This is a genomic window from Paracoccus sp. SCN 68-21, from assembly GCF_001724535.1.
Lineage (GTDB): Bacteria > Pseudomonadota > Alphaproteobacteria > Rhodobacterales > Rhodobacteraceae > Paracoccus > Paracoccus hibiscisoli.
Map to the genome: position 1 here is coordinate 1 of NZ_MEES01000030.1, position 17,855 is coordinate 17,855.

Below are 17,855 nucleotides of genomic sequence, written 5' to 3' on the forward strand. Positions count from 1 at the left end.
CGGGCCCCTGCGGCAGCGGCCCCTGCGACCCCGGCACCGGTTGCCGCGCGTCCGCCTTCGGCGCCGGCCGCCCCGGCCCCCCGCCCCACCCAGCCCGAGGCCACCGCCGCGCAAAGCGCACCGGCCCAGGCCGCCCCGGCCCAAACCACGCCAGCTCAGACCCCTGGTGCGCGCCCGCCGTCGCGGCCTGACCGGCTGTCGCTGCTGGAGGAGGGCAGCCGGGTCGAGGACGCGCTGCCCCGCGTCCTGACCGCGGCTGAGCGTGCGCTGATCCAGGCGCAGCTGCGCGACCTGCGCACCGCGCAGGCCGGCGCGGCGCCTCTGTCCGAGGCCGAACGCGGTCTGGTCTTTCAGCTGGCCGATGCCCGCCCGACCCGCAAGCCCGTCTCGGTCCGCGCACCGTCTCAGCAGGCCGTCCAGGACGCGGTCGCAGAGGCCGTCAGCGCGCCCCGCCCCTCGGCGCGCGCCAGCACCGCCGCCGCCGTGATCGCGCCCCGCACCGATGCGCCAGCAGCCAGCGCCCCGGCGGCCAGCGGCACCACCATCTCGCGGTCAGCCCGGCCCGCCAGCCGCCCGGGCAACCGCACCGTCGCCGCCGCGCCGTCCGGTGCGGATGTGGAGCAGGCCATCGCCTCGGCCATCGGCAGCAGCACCGCGACGCCGGGTGCGGTCGCGCTGACGGCGCTGACCTCGTCCCCGATCCCGCCGCGTCGGGCCGGGGGAGCGGCCGCCGTCGCAGCCGCCGCGGGCGCCGTTGCCGCCCCGACAAACGCGATGGTCGCCGCGGCCCCCGCCGCAGCGGCCCTTGCGCCGTCCTTACCCGATCTGCGCGCCGCAGCCGAGGCGCAATCCGCCGAGGCCGCCATGGCCGAACAGCGCCGCATGGACGCCGAGCTGCAGGCCCAGGCCGAGGCCCGCGCCCGCAACCAGGCTGCAGCTGACGCCCGCGCCGATGCCCAGGCCCGCGCCCAGGCCGAGGCCCGCGCCCGCGCCCAGGCCGAGGCCGAGGCCCGCGCCGCCGCCTCGCGCAACCAGCAGTACCGCCCCCCCGAGGTCGACAGCGAACCCGATGTCGTCGCCGCCGTCCCCCAGAACGCGATCGGCAATGCCGGTGCCAGTGCCACGGTCAAGGACGGCATCCAGCTGAACAGCACCCAGATCATCGGCACGGTCGGCGCCGGTCAGGCCAGCCGCGCGCTGGTCCGCCTGTCGAACGGGCGCGTGCTGACGCTGCGGATCGGGGACCGGATCAATGGCGGCACCATCACCGCCATCGGCGACAGCCGCATCACCTATCAGAAACAGGGCCGCGCCCACGCCTTGGGCGTGCTGAACGGCCAGTGACCCATGCGATCACCCGTCCAGGCGGGTGATCGTGAAACCTTCGTCCTGCAACAGGGACAGCACGCCCGCCTCTCCGGGCAGGTGCAGGGCGCCAAAGGCCGCGACCACGCCCCGGTCGCCCGCCTGCTCTGCCGCCTGCAGCAGGGGCGCGATCCAAGCGCGGTTACGATCGTCCATCAGCCGGGTCTGGGCGAAATCCATCTGCCGGTCGACCGCCTCGCGCGACAGGCCGGAATTGGCATAGGCGTCAAAGCGCCCGAACTCCCAGATCTTCCAGACATCGCCGTCGAAATAGGCATCGGTCAGGGTGACCGCGTAATCGTCGGCATAGCTGGCGGCAGGCAGGCCCGCGCGGATCATGTCCAGCTCCTGCTCCGGAGTCAGCCCGGCGAAAAGGCCAAAGATCGTGTCCCAGGCCTCCAGTGATTGGACCGGGACATCCGCCGCCTTCGCCTCGGCAACCAGCAGGTGATCCAAGCCCCCCGCATCGCCGGTCTCGGCCATGGTCCGCACCATGCAGGGTGAAATGCCCAGCATCAGCGCCACATACCAGGGCCGCAGGCGGGCGGTGACCACGCCGGGCGTGCCGCGTTCGGTCATCGCCTGCGACAGCGCCGCCCATTCATCGGGCGACAGCCGTTCCGGCAGGGTCGGGCCGTCGGGATCGACCATCAGCGTCGGATCGCTGGCCAGCGCCTCGGCCAAGCGCGCCTCCTCCTCGGGGCCCGCCTCGACATAGAGGGCGTGGGCATCGGCGATGACCGGGCGCAGGCGGTCCACCATGGGCTGATGGCGCGAATCGCCGAAATGGTAGGTGCCGACCAGGGTGATCCGCTGGTCGTCGCGGACAGCCTCGAACAGCAGGCCCTGGCGGAAGGGCACGTCGCGGCTGGCCTCTTCGATGGCGGCGGCGCGTTCGGAGGGCATCGTCTGGAACAGGTTCTGGCCGGTGCAGGCGGCCAGCGCGGCATGACCGGACAGGGTGAACAAAGCGGCAGCGATCATCAGGCGCATCGAGATCCTTTCAGCGGCAGGTTGGGCCGCAGGCTGTCACATCCGGGCGGCGGGAACCACCCGTCAGACCGCCCGACCCCGTTGACAAGGCCGCGCGCGGGGCGTAGATGAGCGTCATTGGCACTCGCACCCGGTGAGTGCCAACAGAGAAACACTGCAACCTGAATCAAGGAGTGTTCGACAATGGCATTCACCCCGCTGCATGACCGCGTGCTGGTCCGTCGCGTCCAGTCGGAAGAAAAGACCAAGGGCGGTCTGATCATTCCGGACAACGCCAAGGAAAAGCCCGCCGAGGGCGAGATCATCTCGACCGGCGAAGGCGCGCGCAAGGATTCGGGCGAGCTGATCGCACCGAGCGTCAAGGCAGGCGACAAGGTCCTGTTCGGCAAATGGTCGGGCACCGAAGTCACGATCGATGGCGAAGAGCTGCTGATCATGAAGGAAAGCGACATCCTGGGCGTGATCCACTGAGCCACGGCCAGTGATCCCCGGATCGTCCCATCCTTCCAACCAGACTACAGGAGAATTTTCTCATGGCTGCTAAAGAAGTCAAGTTCGGCACCGATGCGCGCGACCGCATGCTGCGCGGCGTCAACATCCTGGCCGATGCCGTCAAGGTCACGCTTGGTCCCAAGGGCCGCAATGTGGTCATCGACAAGTCGTTCGGCGCGCCCCGCATCACCAAGGACGGCGTGTCGGTCGCCAAAGAGATCGAGCTGTCCGACAAGTTTGAGAACATGGGCGCCCAGATGGTCCGCGAAGTCGCTTCGCGCACCAATGATGAGGCCGGCGACGGCACCACCACCGCCACCGTTCTGGCCCAAGCCATCGTCAAAGAGGGCATGAAGGCCGTTGCGGCCGGCATGAACCCGATGGACCTCAAGCGCGGCATCGATCTGGCCACGCTGAAAGTCGTCGAGGCCATCAAGGCCGCGTCGCGTCCCGTCACCGACAGCGACGAAGTCGCACAGGTCGGCACGATCTCGGCCAATGGCGAAGCCAATATCGGCCGCTTCATCGCCGACGCGATGCAGAAGGTCGGCAACGAGGGTGTCATCACCGTCGAAGAGAACAAGGGGATGGAGACCGAGGTCGAAGTCGTCGAAGGCATGCAGTTCGACCGCGGCTACCTGTCACCCTACTTCGTCACCAATCCCGACAAGATGATCGCGGATATGGAAGACGCCTATATCCTGCTGCACGAGAAGAAGCTGTCGTCGCTGCAGCCGATGGTGCCGCTGCTGGAAGCCGTCATCCAGTCGGGCAAGCCCCTGGTCATCGTGGCTGAGGACGTCGAAGGCGAGGCCCTGGCCACGCTGGTCGTCAACAAGCTGCGCGGCGGCCTGAAGATCGCGGCCGTCAAGGCACCGGGCTTCGGTGATCGTCGCAAGGCGATGCTGCAGGATCTGGCGATCCTGACCGGCGGTCAGGTCATCAGCGAAGATCTGGGCATGAAGCTGGAGAATGTCGGCATCGACATGCTGGGCCGTGCGAAAAAGATCACGATCAACAAGGACAACACCACCATCGTCGACGGCGCCGGTGAGAAGTCCGAGATCGAGGCCCGCGTCGCCCAGATCCGTCAGCAGATCGAGGAAACAACCTCGGACTATGACAAGGAGAAGCTGCAGGAGCGTGTGGCCAAGCTGGCCGGCGGTGTTGCCGTGATCCGCGTCGGCGGCATGTCCGAAATCGAAGTCAAAGAGCGCAAGGACCGCGTCGATGACGCGCTGAACGCGACCCGTGCAGCTGTCCAGGAAGGCGTTGTCGTCGGCGGCGGCGTGGCTCTGGTTCAGGGCGGCAAGGTGCTGGAAGGTCTGACGGGCGCGAACAGCGACCAGGACGCCGGTATCGCCATCGTCCGCCGCGCGCTGGAGGCTCCGATGCGCCAGATCGCCGAAAACGCAGGCGTCGACGGCGCCGTCGTGGCTGGCAAGGTGCGGGAATCGAACGACAAGGCGTTCGGCTTCAACGCCCAGACCGAAGAATATGGCGACATGTTCAAGTTCGGCGTGATCGACCCCGCAAAGGTCGTCCGCACCGCGCTGGAGGATGCCTCGTCGGTGGCCGGTCTGCTGATCACGACCGAAGCCATGATCGCCGAAAAGCCCGAGCCCAAGGGCCAGGGTGGCGGCGGCGGCATGCCCGACATGGGCGGCATGGGCGGGATGATGTAATCATCCCCCTGCCCCACGGCAGAGACGGAAAAGGGCGCCCGATCGGGCGCCCTTTTTCATGTCCGGGTCAGTCGCAGGATCAGCGGGGGGCGGGATCAGCGGGTGACCCCTTCGACCCCCATCGACTTGCACAGCGACAGGAACCGGGCCTGCGCGACCTCTCCCATCAGGTGGCGGCCGGTGGCAGCCAGGCGCAGCTCCACCCGGCCTTCGGTCATGCGCAGGCTGGCGGCCTCGGACGGATCGTCCGTCGCAAACATCGCGCCAAAGCGCATGGCCTTCCCGAGCACCTCCGCGTCGCGGATCTGGTCGTCGTCCAGCAGCGCGAACAGCGGCGCCATCTGCGACTGCGCGCGGTTGTTCTTGTAGCGGTGCAGCAGCGCAAGGCCCAGAAACACCCGTTCGGGGTGGCTCAGCGCCGCCATATTGGCGCGGGTGACATTGTCGAAACACGCCTCGGCCCGGTAATCGGGATGCGCCCGCCAGGCGGTGTCGTGCAGCAGGCAGGCCGCCAGCATCAGGCGGTCGCGTTCCGGGGTCAGGCCGGGGAACAGCGGCAGCAGGAACTGATACAGCTTCTTGCCGAACCCCGGCATGCGGGCCATCTGCTTTTCGGTAAAGCGCGCCGCCTCGATCAGCGGATCGCGCTTGCGCAGCGTGTCGGACATATGCTCATAGAGCAGCCCCTCGCGGATGCCATAGCTGGAGATGGCCAGCTCGCGCGGACCGAACACCTCGATCAACTGCGACAGCACCTGTGAGGCCAGCGGCACCAGCTCGATCCGCGAGGCCGAGATGCCCACCTTGGCGCGCAGCGCGCCCAGCTCGTGCCGTCCGATCCAGGCGACGGTGTCGGCCACCGCCTGCGGCGTCATGCGGTATTCGTGCAGCACGGTCATGGGATAGCCCACGCGATCCATGTCCAGCCGCGCGATGGCCCGCCACGATCCGCCGACCAGATAGATGCGGTCGTGATCGGTGCCCATCTGGGCTGCCAGCCCCGCCAGGATGCCCGCGATGTGGTCGCGGAGCAGCTCTGGCGCGACCTGCTGCAGGCGGAACGGCCCCAGCTGCGAGGTCACGCGCCGACCGACCTTGCCATCCGCGACCTCTGCCAACTCCAGAGAGTTGCCACCGATGTCGCAGACCAGCCCCCGCGCATCGGGCCAGCCCAGCAGGACGCCCTGCGCGGACAGGCGGGCCTCTTCCTCGCCGTCGATGACGTGGAGCGTCAGGCCGGTCTCCTTTTCGACGCGGCGCTGAAAGGCGGGGCCATCCTCGGCCTCGCGCACGGCGGCGGTGGCCACGCAGGTCAGCGGCTCGATATCCATGCTGCGCGCAAGGGCGGCAAAGCGCGCCAGCGCCGAAAAGCCCCGCTTGACCCCGTCGGGGTTCAGCCGACCGGTGCGGGCCATGTCCTGACCCAGGCCCGCCATGACCTTCTCATTGTAGAAATACGCGGGCGACCGGGCCGCTCCGTCGAACACGACCAACCGGATCGAGTTCGAGCCGACATCTACGACACCCAGCCGCTTCAGCGCCCGCTTGGGCAGTTTCCGGAATTTCCGGCCGAACGGGTCGACCTTCTGGCCACTGGTGGTTCGCACGCCATTCATCCTTGCGCCCCTTGGCTTGTCGCTGGTCCTGTCTTGGCCCGGCAGGTCCGGACCGTCAATCCGCCGAATGGGTCAGGGCCGGAACGTCACGCGCCCCCGCCGTACCCCGCCCCGACAGGGACGGGTTTTCCATGAAGAAGCGGTGACAGTTGAACAGATCGTCGCGCCCTTCGGGAAGGTAACGCAGGAAACGGCCATCCGGCTGCAACAGCCAGCTTTGCGCCTCGTCCGCCATGTTGGCGGCCATGACCTGGTTGACGATCTGCGCCTTGACGGTGTCATTGACGCATTCGACCAGGGTCTCGACCCGGCGGTTCAGGTTGCGGTCCATCCAGTCGGCCGAGCTGATGAACACCCGCGCCTTGGGCGACGGCAGCCCGTGGCCCGACCCGAAACAGACGATGCGGCTGTGTTCCAGATAGCGGCCGACAATAGACTTGACGCGAATATTCTCGGATAAACCCCTGATTCCAGGGCGAATTCCGCAGATACCGCGCACGATCAGGCTGATCCTGACACCCGCGGCGCTGGCGGCATACAGTGCCTCGATCACGTCCTTTTCGATCAGCGAATTCATCTTGGCCCAGATGGCGGCGGGGCGCCCTTGGCGGGCATATTCGGCCTCGCGGCCGATCAGGTCGATCAGCCGCGCCTTGAGGTCGATCGGAGAGATCGACAGATTCTCCAGCCCCGCGGGCTGCACATAGCCCGACAGATAGTTAAACACCTTGGTCGCGTCCCGCCCCAGCGCGGGGTTGCAGGTGAACAGCGACAGGTCGGTATAGATGCGCGCCGTGATCGGGTGATAGTTGCCGGTGCCGTAATGGGTATAGGTCACCAGCCCCTCGCCCTCGCGGCGCACGATGGTGCTGATCTTGGCATGCGTCTTGTAGTTCACGAAGCCATAGACGACATGCGCGCCCGACCGCTCCAACCGCCGCGACTGGCGGATGTTGGCGGCCTCGTCAAAGCGGGCCTTCAGCTCGACCAGCGCGGTGACCGACTTGCCCGCCTCGGCCGCCTCGCACAGGGCGTCGACGATGGGGCTGTCGCGGCTGGTGCGGTAGAGGGTCTGCTTGATCGCCAGCACATCGGGGTCGCGCGCGGCCTGCGCCAGATAGCGGACCACCATGTCGAAGGTCTCGTACGGGTGGTGCAGCAGCATGTCCTTCTGGCGGATCGCCGCGAACATGTCGCCGTCATGGTCCTGGATGCGCTCGGGGACGCGGGGGGTGAAGGCGGGCCACATCAGGTCGCGGCGGCTGTCCAGCACCAGCTCGCGCAGGTCGGCCATGCCCAGCAGGCCCTCGACCTCGATGACCTCGTCAGGGCTGACCTCCAGCTCCTCCATGATCAGGCGGCGCAGGCGGTCGGGGGCACCGGCGGTGATCTTCAACCGGATGACGCTGCCGCGGCGACGGCGTTTCAGCGCGGTCTCGAACTCGCGGACCAGATCCTCGGCTTCCTCCTCGACCTCCAGATCGCTGTCGCGCAGCACGCGAAAGCTGCAATGGCCGACGTCACGATAGCCCGGGAACAGGCTGGACAGATGCATCAGCAGCAGATCCTCCAGCCGCAGGAACCGCTGCCCCCCCGGCAGGGGCACGAAGCGCGGCAGCTGCGCCGGGATGGGCAGCAGGGCCTGCATCTGGCGGCCGTCCGTCTCGCGCGCCAGCTCCAGCGCCAGCGAAAAGCCGGTATTGGGGATGAAGGGGAACGGGTGCGCCGGGTCGATGGCCAGCGGCGACAGGACCGGAAAGACCAGATTCTGGAAATGGTCGTTCAGGAACTCTTCCTCGGCGCGGGTCAGGCGCTGGCGGGACAGGATGCAGATGCCCGCCTGCTCCATCTCCTTGCGCAACCCGTTCCAGACGCCCTGCTGTGCGCCCATCAGGCGGCGGGCATCGGCGTTGATCAGGGCCAGCTGCTCGGCGGGGGTCAGCCCGTCGTCGGACGGCGTGGTGCTGCCCTCGCGCAGCAGTTCGCGCAGGCCCGCGACGCGCACGGTGTAGAATTCGTCCAGGTTGGTCGCGCTGATCGACACAAAGCGCAGCCGCTCCAGCAGGGGCACGCGGGGGTTGCGCGCCTCGTCCAGCACGCGCCAGTTGAAGGACAGCCAGGACAGCTCGCGGTTGAAAAAGCGCGCGGCGCCTTCGGGGGTGCCTCCGGGCAGATCCTTGGGTTCGGGAAAGGGCGTGCGGAGGAAATCGGCTTGGGTCATGGTCATCCGGCGGCTGGCGTGGTGCCGATCATGCGTCAGCCTCGGACAGCTTGTCCAGCAGCTCGGCGGCGATGCGACGGGTGACCGGACCCTTCTGGGCCATGGCGGCGGCGTCCATCGCGGCGACCAGGCGGCGCGCCAGGCCCAGGTCGCGGTCCATATGCAGAGCCAGCCAGTCGATCAGCCCTGCCGGCACCACCAGCTGGCGGTCCGCGAACAGCTTGACCAGCACCGCGGCCAGCAGTGCCTCGTCCGGGGGGCCCAGGCGGACCTGGGGCATCGCGTCCATGCGCGAGCGCAGATCGGGCAGCACCAGCCCCCAGTCGCGCGGCGGCGTGCGCGCGGTCAGCAGCAGCAGGCAGTCGCGCGGCGCGCACAGGTTCCACAGGTGGAACAGCGCCTGTTCGGCACCTGCGGCAAAGCCAGCATGGTCGGCATCCTCGACCACCACCGCGCCGCCCTCGGAGGCCAGCAGATCGGCCGCATCGGGCCGCAGCGCCGAGGCGCTGATGCGCCGCGCGCCGTTCTCGGCCGCCCAGAAGGCCGCCAGATGCGTCTTGCCCGACCCCTCGGGGCCGATCAGCAGCATGCGGCCTGCGGGCCAGTCCTGCGGCCGGTCCAGCGCCTTGAGGGCTGCGTGATTGGCGGGCGCGGGCAGGAAATCGGCCCGCGCATGGGCGGGCGGCGTGGTCAGGTCCAGCGTCAGCTGGCGCGAGGCGGGAAACAGGCTCAACCCGTCAGCCCTTGGCGTCGCGGCGGGCCAGATCATCCTGCATCGCCTCCACCTGCTGGCGGCTGAGCGCGCGGTCGGCGGCCATGCGCGCATGGCGCAGCCGTTCCGCCACGGTGCCTGCCGGGACCATCTCGACCAGGATGGGCTGGGCGGGCTCATCGGGCAGGCCCTGCCCGGTGAACAGCGAGCTTTCGCGATAGCGCGCGATCAGGAACCGCGCCAGCACGCCAAGGGCCGCGGCCATCGGTACCGCCATGACCAGCCCGACGAACCCGAACAGCGCGCCGAACACCGACAGCGCCAGCAGCAGCCAGACGGGATGCAGGCCGACATGGCCGCCCACGATCTTGGGTTGCAGATAGTTGCCCTCGACGATCTGGCCGATGGCAAAGATCGCGACGACCGCGCCGATCCACAGCGGATCGCCCCAAAAGCTGAACAGCGCGACCCCGATGGCCGTCGCCCCCCCGATCAGCACGCCCACATAGGGGATGAAGGACAGCACCGCCGCCATGATCCCGATGAAAAAGCCGAAGGGCAGCCCCACGAACATCAGCCCCAGCGCGTACCACGTCCCCAGGATGGCGATGACCACGGCCTGCCCGCGCAGAAATCCCGACAGGGCGTCGTCGATCTCTCGGGCCAGCTGGCGGATGGTGGCGGCATGTTCGCGCGGCAGCAGCCCGTCCACCGCCGCGACCAGGTGATCCCAGTCCAGCAGCAAATAGAAGGCCACCACCGGCACGATGACCAGCAGCGCGACCGTCCCCAGCACCCCCGTCACCGAACCCAGCACCGTCGAGGCCAGCCGCCCGGCCTGTTCGCCCATCGTCGCCTGCAGGTCGGCCAAGGTCTGCTGCAGCCCCGCGCCCTGCGGGATCAGGTCGGGAAAGCGGGCGTCCAGAAAGGCGCGCCCCTGCTCGATCATTGCGGGCGTGGTCTCGATCAGGGCGGTCGCCTGGCGCAGCAGGACCGGCACGATCAGCAGCACCACCGTGACGAAGGCCAGCACCACCGCCACCGTGATCACCACGACCGCCATGGTGCGCGACAGGCCCGCACGTTCCAGCCGGTCGGCGACCGGGTCCAGCAGATAGGCGATGCCCGCCCCCAGGATGAACGGCAGCACCGCCTGGCCCAACAGCCACAATGTCAGCAGCAGCGTCAGGGCGGCGATGCCCCACCACATGATCTGCTTGCGTACGGGGATGCGCATGGCTTGACCCTTGTCCAGAAACCTGCGGCGAATGTGCCGCCCCGCGTCTGTGGTTGCAAGCGCGATGCTTGGCAAGGCGGGACCGATCCGGTAACGCTGCCCCGAACCGCTTTGAAGGACTTCGGCCATGCGTCTGTCGCGTTATTTCCTGCTCGTGCTCAAGGAAGACCCCAAGGAGGCGCAGATCGTCAGTCACCGGCTGATGCTGCGCGCGGGCATGATCAAGCAGCAGACGGCGGGCATCTATTCCTGGCTGCCGATGGGCTTCAAGGTGCTGAAGCGCATCGAGCAGATCGTCCATGAGGAGCAGCAACGCGCGGGCCACATCCCGATGCTGATGCCCACCCTGCAGCCCGCCGACCTGTGGCGCGAAAGCGGCCGCTATGACGATTACGGCGAAGAGATGCTGCGCATCAAGGACCGCCACAAGCGCGACCTGCTGTACGGTCCCACCAACGAGGAGATGATCACCGACATCTTCCGCAGCCACGTGAACAGCTACAAGGACCTGCCCCTGACGCTGTATCACATCCAGTGGAAATTCCGCGACGAGATCCGCCCCCGCTTTGGCGTGATGCGGGGCCGCGAGTTCCTGATGAAGGACGGCTATAACTTCGATCTGACCAAGGAGGCCGCGCTGCACGCCTATAACCGCCATCTGGTCAGCTATCTGCGCAGCTATGAGCGGATGGGCCTGCAGGCCATCCCGATGCGCGCCGATGGCGGGCCGATCGGCGGGGATTACACCCATGAATTCCTGGTCCTGGCCGAGACCGGCGAATCCGAGGTGTTCTATGACAGCCAGATCACCGACCTGACCTTCGGCGACCGCGCCATCGATTATGACGATGTGGCGGAATGCCAGGCCGTGCTGGAGGAGTTCACCAGCCGCTATGCCCGCACCGACGAGACCCATGACGAGGCCGTCTATGCCGAGGTCCCCGAGGAGCGCCGCCGCACCGCGCGCGGCATCGAGGTCGGCCAGATCTTTTACTTCGGGACCAAGTATTCCGAACCGATGGGCGCCACGGTCGTGGGCCCGGACGGCGTGCGCGTGCCCGTCCACATGGGCAGCCACGGCATCGGTGTGTCGCGCCTGCTGGGCGCGATCATCGAGGCCAATCACGACGACAAGGGCATCATCTGGCCCGAGGGCGTGACCCCCTTCCATGTCGGCATCGTCAACCTGAAACAGGGCGACAACTCGACCGACGCCGCCTGCGAGGCGATCTATGCCGAGCTGCAGGCTCGCGGTCTGGACCCCCTCTATGACGACCGGGATGAGCGGGCGGGCGCGAAATTCGCCTCGATGGACCTGATCGGCCTGCCCTGGCGGATCACCGTCGGCCCGCGCGGCCTGGCCGCCAACAAGATCGAACTGACCAACCGCCGCACCGGCGCATCCGAGGAACTGTCGCCCCAGGAGGCCATCGCGCGCCTGGCGCAGATCTATCAGCCCGTGCTGGGCCTGTCCGTCCAGGACAAGTGACGCAGCCGCGGGCGGCCCCTCCCGGTTGCCCGCGCCGCTGACCTAGCGTCAGCCGTCAAGCTGTCCAAAAACCATGCAAATCCACGCGACAACGCGCTTTCTTTTTCAGAGGGCCGATTATAGCGTGACGCGCAGGACAATGTTCCAACTGGGAGACAACCAATGAAAAAGCTTCTTCTTGCGACCGCCGCCGGGGCGTTGCTGGCCGGTGCCGCGGGCGCCGAAGAAATCAAGCTGGGCGTCTCGCTCGGCTTTACCGGTCCGCTGGAATCGATGGCCCCCGCGATGCAGCAGGGCGCCGAGATGGCCATGAAGGAAGTCAGCGATTCCGGCCTGCTGCTGGACGGATCGACGGTCGTGTCGGTCACCGGCGACAGCACCTGCATCGACGCCGCCGCGGCCACCGCGACGGTCGAGCGTCTGATCGCCTCGGAAGGGGTCAAGGGCATCATCGGCGGCATGTGCTCGGGCGAGACGATCGCCTCGCTGGAGAACGTGGCCAAGGCGAACGGGATCGTCATGATCTCGCCCTCGGCGACGTCTCCGGCGCTGACCGACATCGAGGATGACGGCCTGTTCTTCCGCACCGCACCGTCGGATGCCCGCCAAGGCGAGGTCATGGCCGCCATCGTGCAGGATCGCGGCATCGGCAGCGTCGCCGTGACCTATACCAACAACGATTATGGCAAGGGCCTGGCCGACAGCTTTGCGGCGGCCTTCACCGCGGCGGGCGGCACGGTCACCACCAACAGCGCCCATGACGACGGCAAGGCCGACTATTCGGCCGAGGTCGCGGCCCTGGCCGCTGCCGGTGGCGATGCGCTGGTCGTGGTCGGCTATGTCGACCAGGGCGGTTCGGGCGTCGTGCGCGCGGCCCTGGACACCGGCGCGTTCGAGACCTTCGTGTTCCCCGACGGCATGGTCGGTCAGGCGCTGGAGGACAATTTCGGCTCCGAGATCGAGGGCAGCTTTGGCCAGAACCCCGCCGCCGAGGGCGAGGGCCGCGAGACCTATCTGAGCATGGCGACCGAGGCGGGTTTTGACGGTTCGGGCGCCTTCTCGGCCGAGGCCTATGACGCGGCGGCGCTGATGCTGCTGGCGATGGCCAAGGCGGGGTCCTCGGACCCGGCGGTCTACAAGGACCACATCATGGACGTGGCCAACGGCCCCGGCGAAGAGATCCTGCCCGGCCAGCTGGCGCAGGCGCTGGAGATCATCAACGGCGGCGGCGACGTGGACTATGTCGGCGGCACCGCGGTCGAGCTGGTGGGTCCGGGCGAATCCGCCGGCACCTTCCGCGAGATCCAGTTCACCAACGGCGTGCTGGAGGTGGTCGGCTATCGCTGACCCCCGACCCTGACACGATGGCCCGGCACCTTGGGGTGTCGGGCCGTTTATTAACGATAATAGCCGCTTGACGGCACATCTTCACCCAGAATGTGAAGACGGGGATGTAGAAGAATGATCAGGGTCGAGGACCTTCACAGACATTTCGGCGGCTTTCGCGCCGTCGATGGCGCCAGCCTGACCATCGAGACCGGATCGATCACCGGGTTGATCGGCCCCAACGGTGCGGGCAAGTCGACGCTGTTCAACGTGATCGCCGGCGTGCTGCCCCCCACGTCGGGGCGCGTCTTCATGGACGGAGAGGACATCACCGGCCTGCCGCCACACGCGCTGTTCCACAAGGGCCTGCTGCGCACCTTCCAGCTGGCGCATGAGTTCAGTTCGATGACGGTGCGCGAGAACCTGATGATGGTCCCCGGCGCACAATCCGGAGAGACCATTTGGAAGACCTGGTTCCAGCGCGGCCGGATCGAGCGCGAGGAGGCCGAACTGCGCCGCCGCGCCGACGAGGTCCTGGATTTCCTGACCATCCGCCACCTGAGCCACGAAAAGGCCGGCAACCTGTCGGGTGGCCAGAAAAAGCTGCTGGAACTGGGCCGCACGATGATGGTGGACGCCAAGATCGTGTTCCTGGACGAGGTCGGCGCGGGCGTGAACCGCACCCTGCTGATGACCATCGCCGACGCGATCATCCGCCTGAACAAGGAACGCGGCTATACCTTCTGCGTGATCGAGCATGACATGGATTTCATCGGCAAGCTGTGCGACCCGGTCATTGTCATGGCCGAGGGCAAGGTTCTGGCCAAGGGCAGCGCCCGCGACATCATGAAGAACGAGGCCGTGATCGAGGCCTATCTGGGCACCGGCCTGAAGAACAAGGACATGGTGGGCGCATGAGCGACGCAGGCTTTGGCAATCGCGGCAACCGCGACGCCTCGGTGGTCAACCTCAAGGGGATGGGCCAGATCGACGGCACGCGGCGGTCGGGGCCCGTGGGTCCGGGACAGGCGGGCGATCCGTTCCTGATCGGAGAGAACATGACCGGCGGATACGGCAAGGGCGCCGATATCCTGCATGACTGCACGATCGCCGTGGAACAGGGCCAGATCGCGGTGATCGTCGGCCCCAACGGCGCCGGCAAATCCACCGCGATGAAGGCGATCTTCGGCATGCTGAACCTGCGGCAAGGCAGCGTCCGGCTGAACGGTAAGGACATCACCGCGCTGAACCCGCAGGACCGGGTCCGCGCGGGCATGGGCTTTGTGCCGCAGGTCAACAACATCTTCCCGTCCATGACGGTCGAGGAAAACCTCGAGATGGGCGCCTATATCCGCCGCGACGACATCAAGGCGACGATGGCGCAGGTCTATGATCTGTTCCCCGCAGTCGCAGCCAAGCGCAAACAGGCGGCGGGTGAATTGTCGGGCGGCCAGCGCCAGCAGGTGGCCGTGGGCCGCGCGCTGATGACGCAGCCGCAGGTGCTGATGCTGGACGAACCCACCGCGGGCGTCAGCCCCATCGTCATGGACGAGCTGTTCGACCGCATCATCGCCATCGCGCGCGGCGGGCTGCCCGTCCTGATGGTCGAACAGAACGCACGCCAGGCGATGATGATCGCCGACAAGGCCTATGTGCTGGTGCAAGGCGCGAATGCCCATACCGGCACCGGGGACGAGCTGATGAAAAACGACGAGGTGCGCCGCACCTTCCTGGGGGGCTGAGCCTGTGGATTTCGCGAACGCCCTTGTGGTCTTTCTGAACTTTGTCTTTATCCCCGCCGCCGCCTATGGCGCACAGCTGGCCCTTGGGGCGCTTGGTGTGACGCTGATCTATGGCATCCTGCGGTTCTCGAACTTTGCTCATGGCGACACGATGGCCTTCGGCACGGGCATCGTGATCCTGCTAACTTGGGGGCTGCAGTCCCTAGGAGTCAGCGCGGGCCCGCTGCCCACGGCGCTGATCGCCCTGCCCTTCGGCATCGCGCTGACCGCGCTTCTGGTGCTGGGCACCGACCGGGCGGTGTATAGATTCTATCGCAAGCAGAAGGCCGCGCCGATCATCCTGGTCATGGCCTCGGTCGGCGTGATGTTCGTGATGAACGGGCTGACGCGCATCCTGATCGGGGTGGATGAATACCGCTTTGACGACGGCGCGCGCTTTATCATGGACGTGCGCACGTTTCGTGAGATGACCGGCCTGCCCGAGGGGCTTGCCCTGCGATCGACCCAGGCGCTGACCGTGGTGGTGGCGCTGATCGTGATGGTCGCGCTGTTCTGGTTCCTGAACCGCACGAAATCCGGCAAGGCCATGCGCGCCTATTCCGACAACGAGGATCTGGCACTGCTGTCGGGCATCGACCCCGAACGCGTGGTGCGCCTGACCTGGATCATCGCGGCGGGCCTGGCGACCATCGCGGGCACGCTGTACGGATTGGACAAGTCGTTCAAGGCGTTCAACTATTTCCAGATCCTGCTGCCGATCTTTGCCGCAGCCATCGTGGGGGGGCTGGGCAACCCGCTTGGCGCCATCGCGGGCGGGTTCCTGGTGGCCTTCTCCGAGGTCGCGGTGACCTATCCTTGGGTGCGCGTCGTGGGCTATCTGTTCCCCGGCTATGAGCCGTCGGGCCTGATGCAGCTGCTGGGCACCGAGTACAAATTCGCCGTCAGTTTCGTCATTCTGATCGTCGTCCTGCTGTTCCGGCCCACGGGCCTGTTCCGCGGCAAATCGGTGTAAGGGGAAGATCATGGCAACCAACCGTCAATCCGCCTCGACCCACAGCCGCTGGCGCGCGCCGATCCTGTTCGGGGTGCTGGCCACCCTGTTCGTGCTGGAGGGGACCGTGCGCAACAGCATGTTCTCGGGCAGCTGGAACACCTCGCTGGCGATCCTGAACATGGGGCTGATCTCGGCCATCACGGCCCTGGGCGTGAACATGCAATGGGGCTATGCGGGCCTGTTCAACGTGGGCGTCGTGGGCTTTCTGGCGATGGGCGCGCTGGCGCCCGTTCTGATCTCGCTCCCTCCGGTCGAGGGCGCGTGGGAGGCGGGCGGCACCCGCCTGATGCTGGCGCTGGCCGTGGGGCTGGGGACGCTGGCCATGGCCAAGCTGGCCTGGACCCGCACCCGCAGCGGCATCCTGACCGTGGCCGTGCTGATCGGCGGCTTCATCGTCTATCGCTGGCTGTTCGACCCCGCCGTCACCGCGATCGAGGCGAACAACCCCGCCCGCCACGGCAATATCGGCGGCCTGGGCCTGCCGGTGCTGCTGTCCTGGGTGGTGGGCGGCGTCTTTGCCGCCGCCGCGGCCTGGGCCATCGGCAAGGTCGCCTTGGGGCTGCGGTCCGACTATCTGGCCATCGCTACCCTGGGCATCGGCGAGATCATCGTCGCCGTCATGAAGAACGAGGACTGGCTGGCCCGCGGCGTCAAGAACATCACCGCCATCCCGCGCCCCGTCGCGCAGGAGGTCGAGCTGCAGCGCAACCCCGAATTCGTCGAATTCGCGGCCAGCTGGGGCTTTCCGGCGGCCGAGGCGTCGGGCATCTGGGTCAAGCTGTCCTACATGTCGCTGTTCCTGGTGGCGCTTCTGGTGATCATCCTGCTGGCGGAGCTGGCGCTGAAATCGCCCTGGGGCCGCATGATGCGCGCCATCCGCGACAACGAGACCGCGGCCGAGGCGATGGGCAAGGACGTCACCCGCCGCCACCTGCAGGTGTTCATCCTGGGGTCGGCGGTGATCGGTGTCGCGGGCGCGATGATGGTCACGCTGGACGGCCTGCTGGCGCCGACCAGCTATAACCCGCTGCGCTATACCTTCCTGATCTGGGTGATGGTGATCGTCGGCGGGTCCGGCAACAACTGGGGCGCGGTGCTGGGCGCCGTGACGATCTGGTTCCTGTGGATCAAGGCCGAGGTCTGGGGCCCTGCCCTGATCGCCATGCTGACCGGCCCGATGGCCGATGGCCCGGTCAAGGCCCATCTGCTGGACAGCGCGCCGCACATGCGCTTCATCGCGATGGGGGCGGTGCTGCTGTTGGTGCTGCGCTTTGCGCCACGCGGGCTGCTGCCCGAGAAATGAGGAACGGGGCGCGGATCACACCGCGCCCCTTTTCCGTTCAGCGGCAGTTGTTGCCCAGCACCGTGCTGTGCCACAGCCGCCCATCTGCGCCACGCGCGACGCCGCTGCCGATCTGATAGCTTAGCTGGCCCAGCACCTGCTCGCGCAGCGGGCCGGGAACCAGCCAGGCCGCGACGGTCCCCTCGGGCGTGCCGCCCGCGCCGACCAGCTGCACCACGCCGCAGGTCGGATAGCCCACCGACCGCGCCCGATCGACCACGTTCGAGCCGTTCGACCCCGCCACATCCGCCCGCCCCGTGCGCGCCATGTCGCAGGCATGGGCCAGCGCGATCCGATCCAGCTGGACGTTGACCGCCAGCACGGTCTTGCCCTCGGACAGGCGGGCGGCGTTCACGGTGGCCGAAAGCCGCGCCCCGGCCTCGGGTTCGCCCCGGCATTCGACGGCCAGCGCCTCTTCGGCGGGGGCCTGAGGGGCGGTGACGCCCAGGCCCGGCACCTGACAGGCGGCCAAAGACAGGATGCAGCTTGCGGCCAGGGACAATCGGATCATCGGAACATACCTTTTGAACGAAACGGGGCGATTGCTGCCGAACGCGCGCCGGGTGGCACGGTTCCCCCGC

At 67.5% G+C, this 17,855-nt stretch carries 14 protein-coding genes and 1 pseudogene; 9 read left to right on the plus strand and 6 right to left on the minus strand.

Annotation, left to right across the window (positions count from 1 at the left end; genetic code table 11):
• Positions 1-1,344, plus strand: a pseudogene (locus ABS73_RS10365) (hypothetical protein); the annotation flags it as partial.
• A gap of 9 nt (positions 1,345-1,353) precedes the next feature.
• On the opposite strand, the gene ABS73_RS10370 reads toward ABS73_RS10365, so the two are convergent.
• Complete coding sequence (locus ABS73_RS10370) at positions 1,354-2,358, minus strand: TraB/GumN family protein (RefSeq protein ID WP_277024816.1); 1,005 nt, start codon at positions 2,356-2,358, stop codon at positions 1,354-1,356.
• A 183-nt stretch (positions 2,359-2,541) separates the two neighbouring features.
• Here ABS73_RS10370 and ABS73_RS10375 point away from each other — a divergent pair, with 183 nt between their 5' ends.
• Both ABS73_RS10375 and groL read left to right on the plus strand, forming a co-directional pair.
• Positions 2,542-2,829, plus strand: a complete 288-nt coding sequence (locus ABS73_RS10375; RefSeq protein WP_136855121.1) for a co-chaperone GroES — start codon at positions 2,542-2,544, stop codon at positions 2,827-2,829.
• Positions 2,830-2,891: 62 nt separating this feature from the next.
• Positions 2,892-4,535 (plus strand): chaperonin GroEL, encoded by a 1,644-nt coding sequence (gene groL, locus ABS73_RS10380; RefSeq protein WP_286693449.1) that lies wholly within the window; start codon positions 2,892-2,894, stop codon positions 4,533-4,535.
• Positions 4,536-4,630: 95 nt separating this feature from the next.
• On the opposite strand, the gene ABS73_RS10385 is transcribed toward groL, so the two are convergent.
• From ABS73_RS10385 to ABS73_RS10400, 4 genes are read right to left on the minus strand one after another with little or no spacing between them, the layout of a single operon-like run.
• Positions 4,631-6,151, minus strand: a complete 1,521-nt coding sequence (locus tag ABS73_RS10385) for a Ppx/GppA family phosphatase (protein WP_277024811.1) — start codon at positions 6,149-6,151, stop codon at positions 4,631-4,633.
• Between the two features lie 55 nt (positions 6,152-6,206).
• Positions 6,207-8,372, minus strand: a complete 2,166-nt coding sequence (locus tag ABS73_RS10390) for an RNA degradosome polyphosphate kinase (RefSeq protein WP_277024844.1) — start codon at positions 8,370-8,372, stop codon at positions 6,207-6,209.
• A gap of 28 nt (positions 8,373-8,400) precedes the next feature.
• Positions 8,401-9,105, minus strand: coding sequence for a P-loop NTPase family protein (locus tag ABS73_RS10395; protein WP_338118621.1), 705 nt, complete (start codon positions 9,103-9,105; stop codon positions 8,401-8,403).
• Positions 9,106-9,109: 4 nt separating this feature from the next.
• Positions 9,110-10,321 carry an AI-2E family transporter gene (locus tag ABS73_RS10400; RefSeq protein ID WP_277024808.1) on the minus strand — a complete coding sequence of 404 codons (1,212 nt, stop codon included), beginning with the start codon at positions 10,319-10,321 and terminating at the stop codon, positions 9,110-9,112.
• Between the two features lie 127 nt (positions 10,322-10,448).
• Here ABS73_RS10400 and proS point away from each other — a divergent pair, with 127 nt between their 5' ends.
• The 6 genes from proS to ABS73_RS10430 all read left to right on the plus strand — a co-directional run bounded on the left by proS (position 10,449) and on the right by ABS73_RS10430 (position 17,235).
• The gene (proS, locus tag ABS73_RS10405; RefSeq protein WP_277024806.1) at positions 10,449-11,810 is read left to right on the plus strand and encodes a proline--tRNA ligase; all 1,362 of its coding nucleotides are present in this window, start codon (positions 10,449-10,451) and stop codon (positions 11,808-11,810) included.
• A gap of 162 nt (positions 11,811-11,972) precedes the next feature.
• On the plus strand, positions 11,973-13,157 hold the full coding sequence (locus ABS73_RS10410) for an ABC transporter substrate-binding protein (protein WP_136855115.1): 1,185 nt from the start codon (positions 11,973-11,975) through the stop codon (positions 13,155-13,157).
• 114 nt (positions 13,158-13,271) lie between these two features.
• On the plus strand, positions 13,272-14,054 hold the full coding sequence (locus tag ABS73_RS10415) for an ABC transporter ATP-binding protein (protein WP_277024805.1): 783 nt from the start codon (positions 13,272-13,274) through the stop codon (positions 14,052-14,054).
• Positions 14,051-14,878: an ABC transporter ATP-binding protein gene (locus tag ABS73_RS10420; RefSeq protein WP_277024802.1), complete on the plus strand. Its 828-nt coding sequence runs from the start codon at positions 14,051-14,053 to the stop codon at positions 14,876-14,878. Before ABS73_RS10415 ends, ABS73_RS10420 begins: the two co-directional genes overlap by 4 nt.
• 4 nt (positions 14,879-14,882) lie before the next feature.
• Complete coding sequence (locus tag ABS73_RS10425) at positions 14,883-15,890, plus strand: branched-chain amino acid ABC transporter permease (RefSeq protein WP_277024800.1); 1,008 nt, start codon at positions 14,883-14,885, stop codon at positions 15,888-15,890.
• Between the two features lie 10 nt (positions 15,891-15,900).
• Positions 15,901-17,235, plus strand: a complete 1,335-nt coding sequence (locus ABS73_RS10430) for a branched-chain amino acid ABC transporter permease (protein ID WP_277024798.1) — start codon at positions 15,901-15,903, stop codon at positions 17,233-17,235.
• Between the two features lie 37 nt (positions 17,236-17,272).
• Here the strand turns inward: ABS73_RS10430 and ABS73_RS10435 are convergent, their stop codons facing one another.
• Positions 17,273-17,785 carry a CAP domain-containing protein gene (locus ABS73_RS10435; RefSeq protein WP_277024795.1) on the minus strand — a complete coding sequence of 171 codons (513 nt, stop codon included), beginning with the start codon at positions 17,783-17,785 and terminating at the stop codon, positions 17,273-17,275.
• Between the last annotated feature and the right edge of the window lie 70 nt (positions 17,786-17,855).